This is a genomic window from Pseudomonas phenolilytica (assembly GCF_021432765.1).
GTDB lineage: Bacteria > Pseudomonadota > Gammaproteobacteria > Pseudomonadales > Pseudomonadaceae > Stutzerimonas > Stutzerimonas phenolilytica.
On record NZ_CP058908.1, the window covers coordinates 3,019,594 to 3,039,671 of the forward strand.

The following is a 20,078-nucleotide window of genomic DNA, read 5'->3' on the forward strand; positions in this document are numbered from 1 at the left end:
CCTGCCAACGCGTCGCGAGCGCAGGTCAGGCAAGGCGAAATCAGCCGGGGAAGCGGAGTTTGCCGAGGCAAATGAGCATTCCACGGCCGATTTCAACACCGCCTGACCCAGCGCAGCAGCGTTGGCTGCGCCCTACAACCGTTCGATGATGGTGACATTCGCCTGCCCACCGCCTTCGCACATGGTCTGCAACCCATAGCGCCCGCCGGTGCGTTCCAGTTCGTGCAGCAATGTGGTCATCAGCCGCGCACCGGTGGCACCCAGCGGGTGACCGAGCGCGATGGCGCCGCCGTTGACGTTGGTGCGTGCCGGGTCGTAGTCCAGCTCGCGTTGCCAGGCCATCACCACCGAGGCAAACGCCTCGTTGATCTCCACCAGATCGATGTTGTTGACCGTCATGCCGGCCTTCTTCAGCGCATGGCGGGTGGCCTCGATCGGCGCCGTCAGATGCCAGATCGGATCGTCACCGCGCACCGACAGGTGGTGAATGCGTGCCCTGGGTGTCAGCCCGTAGCGCTTGAGTGCCGCTTCCGAGACGACCAGCAGCGCCGCCGAAGCGTCGCAAGTCTGGCTGGAGACCGCCGCGGTGATATCGGGGTACTGCGGATCGACCGGCTCGAGCGCGGCCATTTTTTCCAGCGTGCTGTGACGCGGTGTTTCATCGGTGCTGACGCCTTCGAGCGGCACGATTTCTCGGCTGAAATGCCCCGCCTCTATAGCAGCCAGCGCACGCCGATGGCTTTCCAGGGCAAAGGCTTCCATCTGGCCGCGGTCGAAGCCCCAATGCCGGGCGATGCGTTGGGCGGCATAGAACTGGTTCACTGGCTGGTCGCCGAAGCGTGCCTGCCAGCCGCGGCTGCCGGAGAACGGATCACTGAAGCCCAGCGGCTGCCCGGCCAGCATCGCCGAGGAAATGGGAATCTGCGTCATGGTCTGTACACCACCGACGGCCACCACATCCTGAGTGCCGCTCAACACCGCCTGGGCGGCGAAATGCAGCGCCTGCTGGGACGAACCGCACTGACGGTCGACCGTGGTGCCGGGCACGTTAAGCGGCAGGCCGGCCGCCAGCCACGCGGTGCGGGCGATGTCACCCGCCTGCGAGCCGATGGTGTCGACACAGCCAAAAATCACATCGTCATAGTCTTCGGCGGGAACGGCATTACGTTCGACGAGTGACTTGAGCGCATGCGCGCCGAGGTCGATGGCATGGACGTGGGCCAGCCCTCCCTTGCGCTTGCCGGTCGGGCTGCGCAGCGCGTCGACAATATAGGCTTCAGCCATCGGTCATTCCTCGAAAGTGAACTGCGGGCCGACAGCGGCGCCGTCGGCGAGGATGGCCGTGGCCACCCGCGATTTGTGACAGGCGCGATCGCCCCATGCCGAGTCCAGCGCCCAGGCGCGCTTCATGAACATCTGCAGATCGACCTCCCAGGTGTACCCCATCGCCCCGTGCACCTGGATGCCGTGGCGCGCGGCGAGCCAGGCGGCCTCGCAACAGGCCAGCTTGGCGTGCGAAACGTGCACGTCGACCTGGCTGTCACCATTGGCCAGCGCGTGGGCGGCGCGGTAGAGCACCGGCTTGGCGAACTCGATCTTGCCGGCAACATCGGCCAAGTGATGCTTGATCGCCTGGAAGCTGCCGATCGGCTTGCCGAACTGCTTGCGCTGCACCACGTAGTCAACCGAGAGGTCGAGCATGCGCTGGGCAAGGCCCAGGCTCTGCCCGGCCACTGCCAGGGCACCGCGGTTAAGCGTGGCGCGCCACAGCGCACGGCCACTGTCGGCCCCGGCCATGCGCGTCTGCGCGGTCGGGTTCCAGCTGATGCGGCCAAGCCGACGCGAACTGTCGATGCTCGGGTTGCGCTCGATGTCGATCTCGGCCCGCGGCACGGCGTGCACTTCGCCGTCGTGCTCGAGCAACAGCACCTCGGCCAGGTGCGCATCGGCAACCAGCAGGTTGACCGGATGCCCGACCGCGATGCGCACGGCACCCTCGGCGATCTTCTCCAGCAGTTCGTCGCGGCGCGGCGTGCCCGCGGGCAGCCCGGCGAGCAGGCCGGTGGCGACATAGGCGGTATCGGCCAGCGAGTCGGGAATGGCGTAGTAACCCAGTTCCTGCGTCAGCAGCGACCAGGCGATGTCATCCATACCCAGCCCGCCCTGCGCTTCGGGAACCGACAAAGCGGTCAGCCCTTGCTCGGCCATCTTGCGGCGCAGTTCCGGCGAGCGCCCCTCCTCGGTTTCCCAGATGTCGCGGAGCATCTCCGGCGGCGCCTCGGTCATCAGGAAACGGCTGATCGCCTCGCGAAAGGCGAGCTGGTCATCGGTAAACGTGAAATCCATGTTCGCCCCCTCAAGCTTTCGGCAGGCCGAGCATCCGCTCGGCGATGATGTTGCGCTGGATCTCGTTGGTGCCGGCGTAGATCGGCCCGGCCTGGGCGAACAGGAAGCCCTCCAGCCACTGGCCGCTTTCGACGGCTTCGGGTGCGTTGCCCCGGAGCTCGCCGCGGGCACCAAGGATGCGCATGGCCGTTTCGTGCATCTTCAGGTCCAGCTCGGACCAGACCACCTTGTTGATGCTGGACTCGGCTCCGATCTTCGCGCCTTTGCCGATCAGCCCGACGGTGTGGTACGCCGAGTACGCATAGGCCTGCGCACCCATCCAGCTGTCGATCACCGCATCGCGCAACCCCGGATCGCGCTCGGCGACCTCCGGGTGCGCCTTGTACAACTCGACCAGGCGCTGGGCGGTCTGCTGGAAGCGTGCCGGCGAGCGCAGCAGCAGGCCGCGCTCGAAGCCGGCGGTGGCCATCGCCACATTCCAGCCCTGGCCTTCACCGCCGATCAGGTTTGCCGCCGGTACTCGCACGTCGTCGAAGAACACCTCGGCGAAGGCGTCCTTGCCGTTGAGCGCCTTGATCGGCCTGATGGTCACGCCCGGTGCGTCGAGCGGGACCAGCAGGTAGCTCAGCCCGTGGTGGCGGCTGCTGGCCGGGTCGGTGCGGAACAGGCCGAAGATCCAGTCGGCGAAGATCGCCCGCGTCGACCAGGTCTTCTGCCCGTTGACCACATAGTGGTCGCCGTCGGCGGTCGCCTTGCTGCGGATCGCCGCCATGTCGGAGCCGGCGTTCGGCTCCGACCAGCCCTGCGCCCACATGTCCTCGCTGGACGCGATACGCGGCAGGAAGCGGCGCTTCTGCTCCTCGGTGCCGAATTCCATCAGGGTCGGGCCGAGCAGCAATTGGCCGTTCTGGTTCACGCGCATCGGCGCGCCGGCGGCGTAGTACTCCTCCTCGAAGATCAGCCACTCGATCAGGTCGCAGCCGCGCCCACCCAGGTGTTCCGGCCACATGACCATCGACAGGCGGTTGGCGTACAGGCGCCCTTCCCACTCACGGTGCTCCTCGAATCCCTCGCGGGTGTCGTAACTGGCCAGCGGCGTGCGCGGCACGTTGTCTCTGAGCCACTCGCGCACTTCGGCGCGGAAGGCCTTCTGGGAATCGGTAAAGGTCAGCTGCATGGCGGCGCTCTCAGAACTGGGTGTCGCGTTTTTCGACGAAGGCGCGGCGGGTCTCGGCCGAGTCCGGCAGGGTGTACGCCTCAAGGGTGAAGCCCTGTTCCCAGCGGTACTTGGCTTCCAAGTCCCCGTCCTCGATGCCGTTGAGCGCCTCCTTGGCGATGCGGATCATCGCCGGGCTCTTGGCCGCGATCTTCGCGGCGATCTCGCGCGCGGCGGCGGGCAACTCGTCGCGCTCGACCAGCCGTTCGATGAAGCCGTACTGCATGGCGTCCGGTGCACTGACCTTTTCGCCGGTGAAGAACATGTAGCGAACCTTCTGCACCGGGAACAGGCGCTGCAGGTGCGCGCCGCCGCCCATTGCGCCGCGGTCGACCTCCGGCAGGGCGAAGGTGGCGCAGCGCGAGGCAACCACGATGTCCGCCGCACCGGTCATGCCGATGCCGCCGCCGAGCACGAAGCCATGCACGGCGACGATCACCGGTACCTGGCAACGGTGGATGGCCTTGAAGGTCGCGTAGTTGCCGGCGTTGACCTTGACGATCCGCTCCGGGTGCGCGTCCAGCTCCTTGATGTCGACGCCGGCACAGAAGCCGCGCCCCTCGGCCCGCACGATCAGCACGCGCACCGAGGGGTCGGCGCCCAGCTCATCGATCCGGGCGGCCAGAGCCAGCCACTCATCGCTGTCCAGCGCGTTGACCGGGGGCTTGGCCAGCACCAGCTCGGCAATGCCCTGGTTGATCTCTACCTTGAATGCGCTACTCATGCATGAGCCCTCTGCTGTTCAATCCCCGGCGCAGCCGCCGGTTCCATTGGCAGGCGTGCGTACAGGCGCTGCAGGCACCGTTCGGCTTCACCGGCGATCTGTTCGATGAGTTCCTGGCAGCTCGGCAGGCTGTCTATCGCGGCGGCCACCTGGCCGCTGGGCAGGATGCCCTCGTCAGGCAGGCCATCGACCATCGAGCGCTCCAGCAGCACCGGCTGGTTGGCCGCCATCACCACTTGCGAAAGCGTCGAGGGGTCTTCGCGGATCGCCTTGAAGAAGGTCCTGAACATGTGCGCGCTGCTCATGCCCGTCTGTGCCTGCCACTGGCGTGCGCTGCGCAGGGCGATCAGCAGCCGGCCCATGGGGCTGGCCTTCTCCAATCGATTGATGAAGGGGTTGTCGATCATCCGGTGGCGCATGCCGTCGACCGCCAGGGTGACGCGGATCTGCTGGGTGTCCTTCACCGCCAGATAGCGCTCCAGCGTGGCGCGCGGGGTCGGCGAATCGGAGGTCATCAGAAAGCGCGTGCCCATGGCGATGCCCTCGGCACCCGCGGCCAGCGCCGACGCCAGGCCGCGCCCGGTTGAATAGCCACCGGCCGCGATCACCGGCACGCTCACCGCATCGAGCACCTGCGGCAGGAGGATGGTGGTCGGCACGCCGCCGGTGTGGCCGCCGCCCTCGCCGCCCTGGATCGTCACCATGTCCGCGCCCAGTTCCACCGCCTTCTGCGCGTGTTTGAGCGCACCGACCGTAGGAATGCACAGCACACCCGCCTGTTTGAAGCGGGCAATGGTGGCCTTGTCCGGGCCGCGACCATAGCTCACCGCACGCAGGCGGTACTGAATGGCCAGGTCGACGCACTGCGCGGCGTTGTCCTGGAACATGTGGAAGTTCAGGCCGAAATTGCTGCCGCCGGTGGCCTGGATGACCTTTTTGATTTCGCCTTCCAGGTCCTGCGCGGGGATGGTCGCCCCGGCCAGGAAGCCGAAGCCGCCGGCCAGGGTCGTGGCGATCACCAGATTGGCGTCAGCCACCCAGCCCATGGCCGTCTGCACGATCGGGTAGCGGCAGCCGAGGGCCTCGGTCAGGCGGGTCTGCATCATGATCATGACGCCTCTCCCCGGCTGGCCTGCGCTTTGTTTGCCTCGGCCATGGCCTTGCCATCGAAGCCGCCCAGCTTGTCGCCGGAGATCAACTCGTTGTGTACATGGGCGAAGTGGTGCCAGGCGAACACGGCCTCCATGCCGGTACGCTTGCCCTGGAGATCCTCGATGTGATTCACCGCCTGCTTGGTCAGCGCCAGGCCCATGCGTGGCTGCGTGGCGATGCGCCGTGCGATGTCCAGCGTCTGCTGTTCCAGCGCCTCGCGCGGGACCACGCGGTTGACCATGCCCAGTTCGTAGGCGCGCGCCGCCGGCATGCGCTCGCCGAGAAAGAGAAACTCCTTGGCGATGCGCGGATGCATCTCGAACGCGTGGGCGAAGTACTCCACACCCGGAATGCCCATGCGCACCACCGGGTCCTGGAAGAAGGCGTCCTCGCTGGCAACGATCAGGTCGCAGACCCAGGCCAGCATCAGTCCACCGGCGACGCAGGCGCCCTGCACCATGGCGATGGTCGGCTTGGGAATCTCCCGCCAGCGCCGGCACATGTTCAGGTACACCTCCTGCTCGCGCACATAGAGGAATTCGCCGCCCGGTTTGTTGCTGTGGTCCCACCACAGGTGCTGGCGCTCGAACGGCCGGTTGACGTCGCGGCCCGGCGTGCCGATGTCGTGCCCCGCGGAGAAGTGCTTGCCGGTGCCACCGAGCACGATGACCTTGACGCTGTCGTCGTCCACCGCACGGCGGAAGGCGGCGTCCAGCGCATAGGTCATCTGCGAGTTCTGCACGTTGTTGAACTGCGGCCGGCTCAGGGTCAGGATCGCCACGCCATCCTCGACGCGGTACTGCACCGGCTCATCCGTTTCGTAGACGGCCGTGTCCGGCCGCTCGACGAAGGCGTCGTCTGGGCTCATCCAGCGATCTCCTCTGCACTGCGAATCCCGCGCGGATTGCCCTTGAGCTGCTGGCTGCGCAGATCGTGCGGATCGAGCCGCTGGATGATCGCCAGCTGCTCGGCCGTCGGATGCGGCGTCTCGCCCATGCCTTCGGCCTTGCGCAGCGGGAAGCCGGTGCGCGCCTGCACGGTGTCGAAGTCCACCCCCGGGTGCAGCGAGAGCACCTGGCAGGCGTGCTCCGGGCCGTTGAAATCCATCACGCAGAGGTCGGTGATCACCCGCCCGATGCTCATCAGCTCGCGGCGCATGCCCGGTGCCCAGCGCTCCTCCTTGAAACCGACGCCGGAGACCATATCCACCTCGCCGGCAACGAAGGCGCGGGTGCTGTGATTCGGCACGAAGAAGGAGTTCTTGTGATTGATGCTGTTGCCCGGCAGGCCGCGCACGCCGAGCATCGCCACCTTCGGCCGGGCGTAGTCGCCGACCACCGACAGGTTGGTCTGCGCCCAGCGATCGACCTGGGTCGGCCCGATCATCGCGTGGCGGCGGCCGTGCCAGACGCACTCGAAGATGCGCTCGAAGGGCATGTAGCCGGCGTACTTCGGCTGGTAATCGCCGCGCGGGCCGACCGGTACCGGCTCCTCGACCAGATAGGCCTCGCTATCGGTCATCAGCAGGTCCGGGTTATGGCTCAGCTTGGCCAGGCTGGCGCCCAGCCGAGGAATGATGCCCAGCCCTGAAGCGAGCAGCTCGCCATCGTCGCGCCAGGCTTCGGCGGCGGCCACGATCATCAGTTCGGCGAGGCTGAAAGTGTTATCCGACATGCTCATGCTCCTTCAGAAAATCGGCAGCGGCAGGCTGGCCAGACGCGCGGTCCCGCCATTGCGCTCGCGATAGGCGGCCTCGTCGCAGGTGACGTAGCTGTCCAGGTAGCGTTGCCAGCCGTTCTCCTCGCCGGCGCTGGCGACGTAGTCCTTCAGGTGCTGCATGTCCCAGCCGTAGTCAGGGGAACAGCTGGTCGGGTGTGCACCCTGTGGCGCTTCCACCACGCCGGTGACCAGCGAACGCTCGAAGGTGTTGAAGCGCGCCGTTTCGGCATCCAGCGACAGGCGCTCCTCCACCTGTTCGGCCGAAACGAAGCACTGCTTGGCCGCTCGTGCGAACAGGTGATCGAAGTAGGCGTCGGTACCGGTGACCAGGGTGTTGCCGAGACGGTCGGCGCGGTTGACGTGGACGAAGGCGACGTCCAGTTCCAGCGCGGGCATCGCCAGCAGCACCTCACCGTCGTCATAGGGTGAAGTTACGGTGCGCAGCGCCGGGTTGTGGGTCAGGACGTCGGTCGCCAGCCCAGCGCGCGCCGGCAGGAACGGCACGCGCATGCCGGCAGCCCGCAGGCCCCACTGGAACAGACCTTCGTCCAGTTCCATGACATCGACGAAGCCGGCTTCACGCGCCTTGCGGAAATACGGCTCCAGCGGGATCGCATCGAGCGTGGCGAAGCCGAACACCAGCTTCTTCACCTTGCCGGCCGCCAGCAGCATGCCGACTTCCGGCCCGCCATAGGCGACCACAGTCAGGTCCTTGACCTCGCTGCGCAGGATCTCGCGAACGATGGCCATCGGCTTGCGCCGCGGGCCCCAGCCGCCGAAGCCAACGGTCATGCCGTCGCGCAGCTGGCCCACCACATCGCCCAGTGTCATCAGCTTGTTCATTGCGCCTCTCCTTGCGCCGCGGCCTGGCGGCCCACCGAGAAGTCATGGCCCCAGACGCTCACGCGGGTGAACTCGAAGGCGCTGTGTTCGTTCCAGTCGACCTGCAGGCCGCCGCAGCCGTACTCCAGATCGAAGCCGGACGGCGTCTTCATGTAGAACGAGGTCATGCGGTCGTTGAGGTGCTGACCAAGCGTGGCCGACAGCGGCACGCCATGGGCGGCGACACGGTCGTGCGCGCGGCCGACCTCGGTCATGTTCTCCACCTCCACCATCACGTGAACGCACTTGCTCGGCACGTCGTACTCGGCAATTGCCAAGCTGTGATGGCGCGGATTGGCGCAGTGCAGGAAGTGGATGCGCACCGGCGGCGCATCCGGCGCCGGCTTGAAATTGAAGACGTCGGAGATTTCGAAACCGAGCAGGTCGCGGTAGAAGGCGCGGCACTCGTCGAAGCACGGCGCCGGCAGCACGGTGTGCCCCAGGCCCATGTCGCCGGTGAGAAAGCGCGGCACGCCCTGCGGCGACACGAACGGCTGGCAGTCGGAGCGATGGCCCCAGGTCAGCTCGTGACGGTTGCCCGCGGGGTCGTGCACGATAGCCACGGCCTGCACGCCACGCTGCTCGCACAGGGCTGCATCGCCCAGCTCGACGGCGACATCGGCGTCACGCAGGCGGGCCAGCAGCGCACTGAAAGCGCGCTCGCCGGACAGCTCCCAGCCCGAGGCCACATAGCCGGCGGACGGCCCCTCGACGATCAGCATGCGGAACGGACGCTCATCCATCTTCACGTAAAGGCCGCCGCCGGGCGCCGGGCTGGTCATCATCCCCAGCACGTCCTCGGCATAGCGCTGCCAGGCGTCCAGATTTTCGATCTGAGCGACGAAATAGCTCAGTGCACGGATATCGGTCATGGGTTCAACTCCTCATCGCCTTCGTTGGGCTTGGGGGGATTGTCCTGCCGATATGCGGGGGGCTCATCGTCCGTTGAGACTAACAACGGCAAGGCTCGCGGCCTTGCCGGACGGGGCTTCGTGGCGCTAAGCCCGGTGCGGCGAACGCCTGTGCGCACACTCGATTGCCCGGGTTCACCGGCAACCGGACAGGCCGCGCGAGCAGGCAAAAAAAAACCGTCTCGGCCTAAGCGCATGAGACGGTCAAAGAGAGCACAGCACACTGTCTTACATGTAGAGAATGACCAGATCGTTAATCACCGCCGGCCGCTCCTGTCCCACCACGTGCACGTTGAATTCAAGAGTCAGCTGGGTGCCGCGCTTGTTGCGCTCGACGGTCTTGACCCGGCAGCGCGAGTGGACCAGCGATCCGGCCGGAACCGGCGAGGGGAAGCGCAGGCGGTCGGAGCCGTAGTTGACCATGTTGGTGAAGCCGGTGATCTCGAATGGCAGTGGCACCTGCATGCGCGACATGATCACCTGCACCAGCGCGCCATGGGCGATGGTGCCGCCGAAGGGGCCTTCCTTGCGGGCCCGCTCCGGGTCGGTATGGATCCAGTAGTCGTCGCCCGACAGCTCCGCAAACGCATCGATCAGCGTCTGGTCGACCAGCACCTGATTACTCCAGTCGGTGAACGCGTCCGAGACCAACGCTTGCAACGCCTGCTCGTCGCCGACATCGATCTGCTGGAGTGGCGGGCGGTTATCGGCTTTCACCGGCGCCGGCGCGCGCACCACCTCGTCGATGAAGTCCAGTGCGACATCGGTCCCGGTGTAGCGCAGCAACACGGTGCCGTCTTCTTTCACCTGGGCCCGCACCGGCTTGACCGGCATGCCGATCTCGATCGCCTCCGGCGCCAAGCCCACCAGCGTGGTGTTGATCCGCACGCCCTGCTCCAGCTCGACCACTGCGAGGATCTGCGCGTCCGGCCCGGCGAACTCCGGCAGCGTGGGGATGCGCGCCACGGTGTAGGTGTAGAGCGTGCCGCGCCCACTGACCTCTTTCCAGTTCAGGTCGTGGGCCAGGCAGTGGGCACAGTGCCGGCGCGGGTAGAAGTTCCAGGCCTGGCAGGCGTTGCATTGCTGCAGCTGAATGCGACCTTCCTTCAGCCCGTTCCAGAACGGCGCGGAAATCTCGGTCATCACCGGCATGGGTTTGTTCGACATGATCAGGCTCCCTGGAGAATCAATGCGCCCTGCTCGCTCATGACACCGCCGGTGCCGGTCACGAACACGTTGTCGCAGGTCTTCAGCTGACGATCCCCGGCGCGGCCGGCGATCTGGTGAAAGGCCTCGATGACCTGCGACATGCCGCCCGCCGCCCCGGACTGGCCGAAGCTGAGCTGGCCGCCGTGGGTGTTCATTGGGAAGCTACCGCGCCAGGTGAGGTCATTCTCGCGTATGAAGCGCATGCCCTCGCCTTTCGGACAGAAGCCGGCGTCCTCAAGGCTGAGCAATACGGTGATGGTGTAGCAGTCGTAGATCTGCGCGGCATGCATGTCCGCAGGCTTCAGGCCGGCCATGGCGAAGGCGCTGCGCGCCGCCGGACCGACCGGCGTTTCGGTCATGTCCGGCGAATAGCTCGGCGACTTGTATCCCAGCCGCTCGCCAAAGCCGGTGACCACTGCGCCGCGGTTGCGCGTCTTGGCCATCAGCTCCTTCGAGGCGACGATGACTGCGGCGCCGCCAGCCACCGGCATGACGATTTCCAGCACCCGTAGCGGGTCGGCAACCATGCGACTGTTAAGCACGTCGTCGATGGTCAGCGGCTGGCCGCAGAAGATCGCCTCCGGGTTGGCCTGGGCGTTGGTGCGTTGGTCCACGGCGATCTTCGCCATAGCGACCGGGTCATAGCCGTAACGCGCCGCATAGCGCTGGGCGATCATCGCGTAGCCGGTGTTCTGCCCCATGTGCCCGTAAGGCAGGTCGAACTCGGCCTCGGGCGCACCGTAGTTGGTGCTGTGGCCGCCGAAGCGCATCGCGCGCATCATCGCGGTCGGGTCCTCGTCCGGCCCCATCGGCGCCATCCGCGCCGGCAGCACACAGAGCACCGCCTGGCACAGGCCCAGCTCGATGGCGGCTGCCGCGCGCCAGACCATACCCATGCCGGTGCAGCCGCCGAGGTCGACGACTTCGGCGAAATTCACCGCCAGCCCGAGGTATTCGGCCGCCATCGCCGGCACAAACACCGACGCCTCGTGAAAGTGCGGGCCGTTGATGACCAGCCCGTCGAGGTCCTCGGCCTTGAGGCCGGCATCGTCCAGCGCGCGAGCGGCCAGGTCGGCCACCTGCTCCAGGTGGAACATGCGCGGCGCCGTTGCGTACTTCTCCGGCTTGTACTGCGCGGCGCCTACGATGGCCGCCTGCCCTTTGAGTCCCATGCTTCGCTACCTCGTCTCGAACGCCCGGTGAGCTTCTAGCGCGGCCAGGCTGGCCGTGCGGTTGCTGTTGTCCGTGGTCCAAAGGTGCCAGCCGGGGCGCGGACCAGCATCGTCCATAAGGCCTAGGGCTGCGGATGAGCGGCTACGCCATACGGACGAGGTTCGCCACCCGGCGCAGGCCGATCATGGCTTTTTCCCAGCCAAACAAGGACGCTGCCATGTCACCTCGATCACTGCCCCGGCTAGTGCCTCTCGCACTGGCGATCCATGCCTCGTGCGTGCTGGCGGCTCCCCTGCCCGACCAGGCCTGGCCGCAACACGGGCTGGATGCCGCCGAGACGCGCTTTTCTCCATTGGCACAGATCGACCGGTCGAACGTCAGCCGGCTCGGCCTGGCGTGGCAGTTCCGCTTCGATCGCCCGCGCGGCGTGCAGGCGACACCGCTGATGGTCGGCGAGACGATCTACGTCAGCGGCCCCTGGGGTGTGGTCTACGCGCTGGATGCCCGCAATGGCGAACTGCGCTGGCAGCACGACCCGTTGGTGCCGGCGCACAAGGCGGCGGTGGCCTGCTGCGACGTGGTCAACCGGGGCGTCGCGGTGGCCCATGAACGGGTCTTCGTCGGCACCCTCGACGGGCGCCTGCAGGCACTGGATGCACACAGCGGCGAACTGCTCTGGTCAACGCAAACCACGCCACCGGAGCGCCCCTACACCATCACTGGCGCACCGCGCGTGGTCGGGGATCTGGTGATGATCGGCAATGGCGGCGCCGAGTATGGCGTGCGCGGTTATCTCTCGGCCTACGATGCCGCGAGCGGCGAGCTGCGCTGGCGTTTCTACACCGTGCCGGGCAACCCGGCCGAAGGCGCCGACGGTGAGGTCTCCGACGAACCGCTGAAGAACATCGCGTTGCCGACCTGGACCGGCCAGTGGTGGCTGCTCGGCGGCGGCGGCACGGTGTGGGACTCGATGGCCTACGACCCGGAACTCGACCTGCTCTACTTTGGCGTAGGCAACGGCTCGCCACACGACCGTGACCTGCGCAGCCCCGAGGGCGGTGACAACCTGTTCCTCTCTTCCATCGTCGCGGTACATGCGAAAACCGGCGAGTACGCCTGGCACTACCAGACCACGCCTGGCGACAGCTGGGACTACACCGCCACGCAGCACATGATTCTCGCCGAGCTGCGCCTCGATGGGCGGCAGCGCAAGGTGCTGATGCAGGCGCCGAAAAACGGCTTCTTCTACGTGCTCGACCGCGAGACCGGCGAGCTGCTGAGCGCGGCCAATTACGTGCCCACCAGCTGGGCCAGCCATGTGGACCTGGCCAGCGGCCGGCCCGTCGAAGTGCCGGGCGCGCGCTACCCTGCCGACCAGCCTGCGGCCGTCACGCCGTCGCAGATCGGCGGGCACAACTGGCAGCCGATGGCCTGGAACCCGCTCACCGGGCTGGTCTACATCCCGGCGCAGGAAAGCCAGGCGTATATGGTCAAGGCCCAGCCATTTCGCATCGAACCCGGGCGCTGGAACACGGGTATCCAGGACCATCCCCTACCGACCGATGCCCAGAGCCTGGCGCAGGCGCGCCAGAGCATGCGTGGCCATCTGCTGGCCTGGGACCCGATCCGCCAGCGCGAGGCCTGGCGTAGCCAGCAGCCCGGACTATGGAATGGCGGCGTGCTGACCACCGCCGGCCGCCTGGTGTTTCAGGGCCAGGGTGGCGGCGGCCTGCACGCCTACGATGCCGAGAGTGGGAAGCGGCTGTGGCAGAGCGACACTTGGCTCGACATCCTCGGCGGGCCGATCAGTTATCGCCTCGACGGTGAGCAGTACATCGCCGCCGCCGCGGGCTTCGGCAGTTCGATGCACCTGTCGGCCAGCGCCTTGTTGCCGCGCCAGGGCCTGGCGGCCAACGGCGGCGTGTTCGTCTGGAAGCTCGACGGCAAGGCACAACTGCCCGAGCCGCAGGCACGACCGCCGATGCCGCCGCTGCCCGCTGGCACCGCCGATCCCGCCACGCTGCAACAGGGCGCGCAGCTCTACACGCGCTACTGCATGGTCTGCCATGGCGCGGCCGCGGTCGCCGGCGCGGGCATTCCGGACCTGCGCCACTCGGCCTACCTGCAGAGTGCCGAGGCCTTCCGCCGCCCACCGCTCGAAGGGCTACTCGAGGCGCGCGGCATGCCCTCCTTTGCCGGAAGCCTGGATCAAGCAGCGGTCGAGTCGATTCGCGCCTATGTCATCCAGAGCGCGCGGAACACCGCCAGATAACCCGCTGGTGCAACGAAAAAACCCGGCCAAGGCCGGGTTTCTTATGGCTGACTTCTTCTAGAACGCGTACTTGGCCGCCAGGGTGACGTAATCCCTATCGGCCAGCTTGCGGCGAATCGGGTCCGGCTCGCCGAGGAAGGCGTTGTAGGCGAGCGCCACCTCGAAGTTGCCCAGCCGACGGAACGTCGTGCCGAGGCTCAGGCGCATGTCGCCCTTGGCACCCTGGATCGCTCCCTGCAGCGGAGTCGCCCCTTCGGCCACGTGGGAGAAACGCACCGGTACGATCATGTCCCAACCGTTGGCGACGCCCGGGTAGCTCAGCTCCACACCGAGCTGATAGGCCGTGGCGGTCTTGCTCTGCCAGGCGCTCGCGGTGCGATAGGTGAAGTCGTCGCTGCCGCTCTGCGGGTGATCGTCAACGCTGTCGGCACGCACATGGACGATTTCGCCGGTGAGCGTGGTCTGGCTGGCCCACGGCCGGTCGCCGAGGATGTGGATGAACGACAACTGCATCTGCTGGCCGCTGCCGCGGGTGTGCTGCGGCGCGCCCTGCGGGCTGAGCACGTTGACCGGGGCGCCATCGCGATAGCTCCATTCACCGCTGACCTGGGTATCGCCCAGACGCGTGGAGAAGCTCAGGCCGGTCAGCTTGATGTCTTCGTAGTAGTTGATGCGGTACTCGGTGGGCAGCTGCAGCATGAAGCCGGGTGCGACTTCGACCATGCCGTTGGTGGTGGTGATGCCGGCCGGGCTCTTGTCGTGGTAGCGGATGTGGAAGGCCGACAGCTCCCAGTCGAAGTTCGGCCGGTAGCGCACCTGCACGCCCCACTGGCCGCTGTCGCTGGGCTCGTCGGTACCGGCGTAGAGCACGCGCTGGTTGAAGGTCCCCATCGGTCCCAGGGGAATGGCGACGTTGAGGAAGTCGCGCCCCGGGCCGATGATGTCGGAGGTCGACAGGTAACTGCCCACCGGCGGCAGCTCGGTGCCCTTCCACTCGTACTGCACGTAGCCGCCAAGGCTGAATTGCGGGTTGATGTTCCACAGCGCCGAGACCTGGCCGACCGGCAGGATGATTTCCTTGACCTCCACCCCGGGCAGCGAACCCTTGACCGCGTCGGCGGGCGACTGGGCGCCTGAAACGCCCGGATAGAAGAGGCTTTCGCCCCAGGCGACCACATGCCGCCCGGCATTCACGTCGAGGCTCTGGCCGTTGTCGAAGCGCCAGCCGCTGAACACATAGGCGTCGAGGAAGCGCGCCCGCCCGCCACCGTAGTACTCGGTGCCGCTGGTGAATTCGTTGTAATCGCCGAACTTGTTCGCCCGCTCCGGTGCGTCATGGTCGTTCTTGCCGTGATAGGCGTCGTCGTAGAACGCGTTGGCGCGCACCACGGCGCCATAATTGTCCTTACGCAGGATCATCTCGCCCAGCGCGCTGACGCGATGGGTCACCAGGCTGCCGCGATCGAAGTTGCGGTTGCCATCGTCGGCGTTGATGTCGCCGAGCAATGCATCATCCTGGCTATCGACGCGCATGCCGATGCCGTAAGAGGTAATCAGGCTCCAGTCCAGCGTGGCGCCGTTGTCGAGGAACACGGTGTCGCCCGCCAGGGCCGCCGGCGCCTGCGACGCCAGGCATACCGCCACGGCGAGCGTCGCTCGGCGGAACTGGCGCGTCTGATTGCCAGGAAACGCTTTCTTATTGTTGTTCACGGTGGATCTCCCGAGTGGTGGTCAAAGACCGTTAGGTACGTCCTGCAAAATTCCCGTCGTTCAGATGTGGATGTCGCCCGGCTGCTCCGGCCGCGCCAGGCCCGGATCGACCCGGCGGAAGCGCCAGACGCCTGCCTCCTGCTCACGCGTCAGCTCGCCCTCCTCGACCAGGTAATGCAGGTGGGCCAGCGTTTCGCCCAGCGACATCAGCAGGTCGAACGGTCCCTTGATGCGCGGAAACAGCAGCGGGCGGATCTCAGCCGCGGTCATCGCGCCCTCGAGCTCGGCCATGAGCGTGTCGAGGTGGTGCTCGTGATGCTTCTGCAGTTGGTAGAGGCGCTGGTGCAGGCCATGGAACGGCCGCTCGTGCGCCGGCAACACCAGGGCCTCATCGGGCAGCGCGCGCAGGCGGCGCAGCGAATCCAGCCAGTCGCCCAGGGGGTTGGCATAGGGCTCGTTGGCACCGACCAGCACGCTGGAGGTGATGCGCGGCAAAACCTGATCGCCAGCGATCAGCAACTGGTCCTCCTTGCTCAGCAGGCAGGCATGCTCAGGCGAGTGGCCGGCACCAACCACCACCTGCCAGTGACGACCGCCGATCTTCAGCCAGCTGCCGTCGCGCAAGCGGCGATGGCTGCGTGGCAGACCGCCGTCGAAGCGCATGCCCTCGATGGTGGGGACCAGCGAGGCGATCTGTTCCTCGTACAATCCGGCGCGGCGATAGAAGTCGTGAAACTCCCAGCCCGGCTCGCGGCCGTCCGGCGCGACGTAAAGCGCCTGGTACTCGCCGCGGGTCATGTACAACGGGCAGCGGAAGCGCTCGGTCAGCCAGGCCGCCAGGCCGCTGTGATCGAAGTGGAAGTGGGTGCAGATCACCGCCAGCACCGGCCGGCTGTCCATGACCTCGACGAACACCCGCTCCCAGACCTCGCGGCTGCGCGGCACGGCCAGGCCGGTGTCCACCACCACCCAGCCCTCCGCGTGGCGAAGCAGGTAGAGGTTGATGTGGTCCAGCCCGAACGGCAGCGGCATGCGCAGCCAGAGCACGCCGTCGGCGACCTCCTGCACCTCACCGGCGGCCGGCGGCTGCGGCCAGGGGAAGCGCAGGCCGTCACGCAGTTCGTCGTCCCGCGTTGGCGCGTTCATCGGCCGGACTCGCTGGCGAATGGCGCGAGGCCGTTGGCCGCCAGCAGCTGCGCGCTGTACGGCCGGTAGCTGCCGGAGGCCTCGTCACGGATGTACAGCGGGTCGTCGAACTGCTGCGGGTCGTAGCCCTGGCGCTGCAGGTCGACCTTGCGCAGCTTGAAGGTGCTGGTCATGTCCGCGCTGGCGCAGACCCGTACGAACACCGGCGCGGCATAACGCGGTACGCGCGCGGCGGCCAGCTGGTAGAAGGCTTCCGGGTCGAAGACATGGCCTGGCTGCATCAGCAGCGCCGCCATGCCGGCGCGCCCCTCGTGCCCCGGCACCCGTACGCCGTAGACGTTGATCAGCTCCAGGCCCTGGTAATCACCGAGCGCGTCGGCGACCTCCTGGGTGGAGACGTTCTCGCTTTTCCAGCGGAAAGTGTCGCCGATGCGGTCGACGAAGTAGCAGTAGCCCTCCTCGTCGTAGCGCAGCAGATCGCCCGAGCTCCACCAAGCGTCGCCCTGCTGGAACACGTCACGCAGGATCTTGCTTTCGGTCGCTTTCGGGCAGGTGTAGCCTTCGAAACGGCCGCCGCCGATCTCCGGATGGTCGACGATAAAGGCCACCGCTTCGCCAACCTCACCCGGCTGACAGGGAATGCAGAAGCCTTGTTCGTCGCGCAGATGGCAGCCGTTCTCGCTGTCGTAGCGAATCAGCCGAACGTTGGTCTTTTCCCAGTACGGCACCCGCCCGCAGGAGCCCAGGTGATTGTCGAGGTTGATGATGGCGCAGTTGGCTTCGGTCGAGCCCCAGCCCTCGAACACCGGCAGGTCGCCGAAGCGTTCGATCCAGCGCTGCCAGGTTTCCGGGGTCAACCCGGCGCCGAGCATGCAGCGCAGGCTGTGCTGCCGATCGTCCGGCTGCGGCGGGCGGTTGAGCAGGTAGCGGCAGATCTCGCCGATGTACTGGAAGACGCTCACCTGATAGTTGCGCACGTCGTTCCAGAACTCGCTGGCGCTGAACTTGCGCCGTACCACGATAGCGGCACCGGCCTTCAGCGCGGTGGAGGTGACCGAGGTCGCCGCGGCGCCGTGATACAGCGGCAGGCAGCAGTAGAAGACGTCGTCCGGCGTCGCGTCGAGCGTCACCTGCATCACGTCGCCCGAGCTCAGCCAGCGCATGTGGCTATAACGCGCGGCCTTCGGCAGCCCCGTGGTGCCGGAGGTGAAGATCAGCAGCATGGTTTCTTCGGCACGGATGCCGGCCCGCCAGGCCGGGTCCACCGCCGCAGTGCCGGTGCCGGCAACTGCTTCGGCGAAGTCGCGATCGGCCAGGCGCAGCAACGGTTCGGCCGCCGGGTTTTCCTCGTCACGCACCAACAGCAGCGGATAGCGCGCGGCCTCCGGGGTGTCGGCGAACGGCTGCAGGCATTCCTCGCCGACCACCACTGCCTTGGCCGCGGTGCTCTGCAGGGCATGCAGCAGCGGCGTGCCGGTCGCATGATGGTTGATCAGCGCCGCGACCACGCCGAGCTTGGCCATGCCGAACCAGGCGAAGAAGAACTCCGGACGGTTCTCCATCGCCAGCGCGCAAACGTCGCCGCGCTTGAGGCCCTTGTGGCGTAGCGCGTGGGCGAACACGCTGGCCCGTGCGTCGACCTCGGCGTAGCTGTAGCGGCGGCCCTTGTAGATCAGGAAATCGCGCGCGCCGAAGGTTGCCGCCTGGGTCTCCAGGCGGTCGGCCAGGGTGTAGAGGTCCTTGGGCTTGATCGCGCCGGCCGCAGCCGAACGCCGGTCGAGGATCTGCTGGGTCTGTTCTCGGGGAACCACGGCGGATCGCAGGTCTTGTTCTTGTCTGTGTGCCATACCGGTGGTGCTCATGAGTTACTCCAGGGCTGGTTCGCCGGCCCGGCTCGGGTAGTCGCTGTAGCCGGCGGGACCGGGTGAATAGAGGGTGTGCCGGTCGAAGCGGGCCAACGCATGGCCCTCGCGCAAGCGCTCCACCAGGTCGGGGTTGGCGATGTAATGACGGGCGAACGACACCGCTTCGGCGGCGCCGCTGCTGATGTGTGCGGCGGCGCTCGGGCCGTCGAAGCCGTCGTTCGCAATCAGCGCACCGGCAAAGCCCTGCCGGGCGATGGCGAAGGCATCCAGGCCCTGTACCGGCGAGCGCATGATGTGCAGGTAGGCCAGGCCCATGCCGTCGATACCGGCCAGCAACGCCTTGAGGGTCGCTTCGGGATCGAGGTCTTCGACGTCGTTGTACGGGTTGCCCGGGCACAGCCGCAGGCCGACGCGCCCGGCGCCGATGGCCTCGGCCATTGTCTGCAGGACTTCCAGGGTGAAGCGGATTCGGTTGGCCAAAGGGCCGCCGTAGCGGTCGTCGCGCAGGTTGCTGTTGGTGGCGATGAACTGCATTGGCAGGTAGCCGCTGGTGCCATGCAGTTCGACGCCATCGAAGCCGGCTGCGCGGGCATTGAGTGCGGCCCGGCGATAATCGCCGATCACGCCGGCAATCTCGTCCAGGCTCAGCGCGTGAGGCAGGTCGGTGTCGGCCATGCCCTCGCTGTCGGTGAACAGCTGCGTCCTGGCGGCGACCGCCGAGGGCGCGACGCTACGGGTGCCGGCCGGCTTGTTGGCCCGCGCGGCGACCCGGCCGCAATGCATCAACTGCAGGACGATTTGTCCGCCACGCGCATGCACCGCATCGGTGACCTCGCGCCAGGCCCGGATCTGCGCCTCGCTGTAGATGCCCGGTGTGCGGCAGTAGCCGATGCCGTCGGCCGAGGGCGAGGTACCTTCGGCAACGATCAATCCGGCACTGGCACGCTGGGCGTAGTACTCCACCATCTCGGCGGTTGGCACGTGGTCGCTGCTGGCCCGGCTGCGGGTCATCGGCGCCATGACGACACGGTTGGCGAGCGCCAGCTCACCGAAGCGCGCCGGTTGGAAAAGTGCGTTCATGGGCAGGTCCTCTCAGCGCACGCGAATGCGTGGTGCCGGCGTGTCGCCGCGCATGTGGCGGAGGAAGCCATCCAGTGGTGCCGGCGCAGCGACTTCGGGCAGGCCCTCGCGCATCGGCGGGTTGGCCCAGAAGGCTTTCCACGAGGGGAACAGGTCGTGAAAGGTGCCCGGATAGGGCTCGCGACCGGGCCAGCGCATCTTCATGTCGCCGATCGGCGGCTTGTTCAGGTCGGTCGCGTACCAGTAGCAGGGCAGCCGGCGGCGGAAGTACCACTGGCCGTCGATGCGCTGGTAGTCGTCCCAATAGAGCATCTGCATAATCACCCACTCGGCACCGGCTTCATGCTCGTTCTTCGAGTACACGACGCCGATTGCATGGTCGGCGTCGACGAACTCGATGACGTGCTGGCCGAGGTGGTGCGAAGTCCCGGTGAACTGGTGGCGCAGGGTGTCGTCGACCCACGCCTTGAGGTGCGCGCGGCCTACCTGGTCGCGGCCGACGCGGATGTCCGGCGCGAACAGATTGACGTGAGCGTCGAGGTCGCGCATGTCCAGCGACAGGGAATACCTGGCCGCCAGTTGCCGGATCGCCTCGGTCGACTCCAGCCGGTCGAGGCGCTGCAGGAGTGCTTGCTGGTCCATGGGTTCATCTCCCGGTCGGGTCGGTTGCACG

At 67.0% G+C, this 20,078-nt stretch carries 17 protein-coding genes; 1 reads left to right on the forward strand and 16 read right to left on the reverse strand.

Annotation, left to right across the window (positions count from 1 at the left end):
* Positions 1-132 precede the first annotated feature (132 nt).
* The 11 genes from HU825_RS14500 to HU825_RS14550 all read right to left on the reverse strand — a co-directional run bounded on the left by HU825_RS14500 (position 133) and on the right by HU825_RS14550 (position 11,331).
* A complete protein-coding gene (locus HU825_RS14500) occupies positions 133-1,284 on the reverse strand; it encodes an acetyl-CoA C-acetyltransferase (protein WP_234302317.1) in 1,152 nt (383 codons plus the stop codon).
* A 3-nt stretch (positions 1,285-1,287) separates the two neighbouring features.
* A complete protein-coding gene (locus HU825_RS14505) occupies positions 1,288-2,346 on the reverse strand; it encodes an acyl-CoA dehydrogenase family protein (protein WP_054094724.1) in 1,059 nt (352 codons plus the stop codon).
* Between the two features lie 10 nt (positions 2,347-2,356).
* Complete coding sequence (locus HU825_RS14510) at positions 2,357-3,523, reverse strand: acyl-CoA dehydrogenase family protein (protein WP_008568680.1); 1,167 nt, start codon at positions 3,521-3,523, stop codon at positions 2,357-2,359.
* A gap of 10 nt (positions 3,524-3,533) precedes the next feature.
* On the reverse strand, positions 3,534-4,286 hold the full coding sequence (locus HU825_RS14515) for an enoyl-CoA hydratase family protein (RefSeq protein ID WP_054094723.1): 753 nt from the start codon (positions 4,284-4,286) through the stop codon (positions 3,534-3,536).
* The gene (locus tag HU825_RS14520) at positions 4,283-5,389 is read right to left on the reverse strand and encodes an NAD(P)H-dependent flavin oxidoreductase (protein ID WP_202966895.1); all 1,107 of its coding nucleotides are present in this window, start codon (positions 5,387-5,389) and stop codon (positions 4,283-4,285) included. Before HU825_RS14520 ends, HU825_RS14515 begins: the two co-directional genes overlap by 4 nt.
* 5 nt (positions 5,390-5,394) lie before the next feature.
* Positions 5,395-6,306, reverse strand: a complete 912-nt coding sequence (locus tag HU825_RS14525; protein ID WP_054094721.1) for an enoyl-CoA hydratase — start codon at positions 6,304-6,306, stop codon at positions 5,395-5,397.
* Positions 6,303-7,112, reverse strand: a complete 810-nt coding sequence (locus tag HU825_RS14530; protein ID WP_431978434.1) for a CoA-transferase subunit beta — start codon at positions 7,110-7,112, stop codon at positions 6,303-6,305. The genes HU825_RS14525 and HU825_RS14530 overlap by 4 nt, the downstream gene beginning before the upstream one ends.
* A gap of 12 nt (positions 7,113-7,124) precedes the next feature.
* Positions 7,125-8,000 (reverse strand): CoA transferase subunit A, encoded by an 876-nt coding sequence (locus HU825_RS14535; RefSeq protein WP_077683248.1) that lies wholly within the window; start codon positions 7,998-8,000, stop codon positions 7,125-7,127.
* Positions 7,997-8,911: a VOC family protein gene (locus tag HU825_RS14540; RefSeq protein WP_156714488.1), complete on the reverse strand. Its 915-nt coding sequence runs from the start codon at positions 8,909-8,911 to the stop codon at positions 7,997-7,999. Before HU825_RS14540 ends, HU825_RS14535 begins: the two co-directional genes overlap by 4 nt.
* A 267-nt stretch (positions 8,912-9,178) precedes the next feature.
* A complete protein-coding gene (locus HU825_RS14545; protein WP_234303408.1) occupies positions 9,179-10,120 on the reverse strand; it encodes a bifunctional OB-fold nucleic acid binding domain-containing protein/MaoC family dehydratase in 942 nt (313 codons plus the stop codon).
* A complete protein-coding gene (locus tag HU825_RS14550; RefSeq protein WP_054094716.1) occupies positions 10,120-11,331 on the reverse strand; it encodes a thiolase family protein in 1,212 nt (403 codons plus the stop codon). The genes HU825_RS14545 and HU825_RS14550 overlap by 1 nt, the downstream gene beginning before the upstream one ends.
* 218 nt (positions 11,332-11,549) lie before the next feature.
* Here HU825_RS14550 and HU825_RS14555 point away from each other — a divergent pair, with 218 nt between their 5' ends.
* Complete coding sequence (locus HU825_RS14555) at positions 11,550-13,604, forward strand: PQQ-dependent dehydrogenase, methanol/ethanol family (protein ID WP_077683245.1); 2,055 nt, start codon at positions 11,550-11,552, stop codon at positions 13,602-13,604.
* A 57-nt stretch (positions 13,605-13,661) separates the two neighbouring features.
* Here HU825_RS14555 and HU825_RS14560 read toward each other — a convergent pair whose 3' ends face one another.
* From HU825_RS14560 to HU825_RS14580, 5 genes are read right to left on the reverse strand one after another with little or no spacing between them, the layout of a single operon-like run.
* Positions 13,662-15,314 carry a DUF1302 domain-containing protein gene (locus HU825_RS14560; RefSeq protein WP_234302319.1) on the reverse strand — a complete coding sequence of 551 codons (1,653 nt, stop codon included), beginning with the start codon at positions 15,312-15,314 and terminating at the stop codon, positions 13,662-13,664.
* Positions 15,315-15,374: 60 nt separating this feature from the next.
* Positions 15,375-16,460 carry an MBL fold metallo-hydrolase gene (locus HU825_RS14565; protein ID WP_234302320.1) on the reverse strand — a complete coding sequence of 362 codons (1,086 nt, stop codon included), beginning with the start codon at positions 16,458-16,460 and terminating at the stop codon, positions 15,375-15,377.
* On the reverse strand, positions 16,457-18,322 hold the full coding sequence (locus HU825_RS14570; protein ID WP_234302321.1) for a long-chain-acyl-CoA synthetase: 1,866 nt from the start codon (positions 18,320-18,322) through the stop codon (positions 16,457-16,459). Before HU825_RS14570 ends, HU825_RS14565 begins: the two co-directional genes overlap by 4 nt.
* A gap of 3 nt (positions 18,323-18,325) precedes the next feature.
* Complete coding sequence (locus tag HU825_RS14575; RefSeq protein ID WP_077683241.1) at positions 18,326-19,405, reverse strand: alkene reductase; 1,080 nt, start codon at positions 19,403-19,405, stop codon at positions 18,326-18,328.
* A 12-nt stretch (positions 19,406-19,417) separates the two neighbouring features.
* Positions 19,418-20,047, reverse strand: coding sequence for a nuclear transport factor 2 family protein (locus HU825_RS14580; protein ID WP_008568667.1), 630 nt, complete (start codon positions 20,045-20,047; stop codon positions 19,418-19,420).
* Between the last annotated feature and the right edge of the window lie 31 nt (positions 20,048-20,078).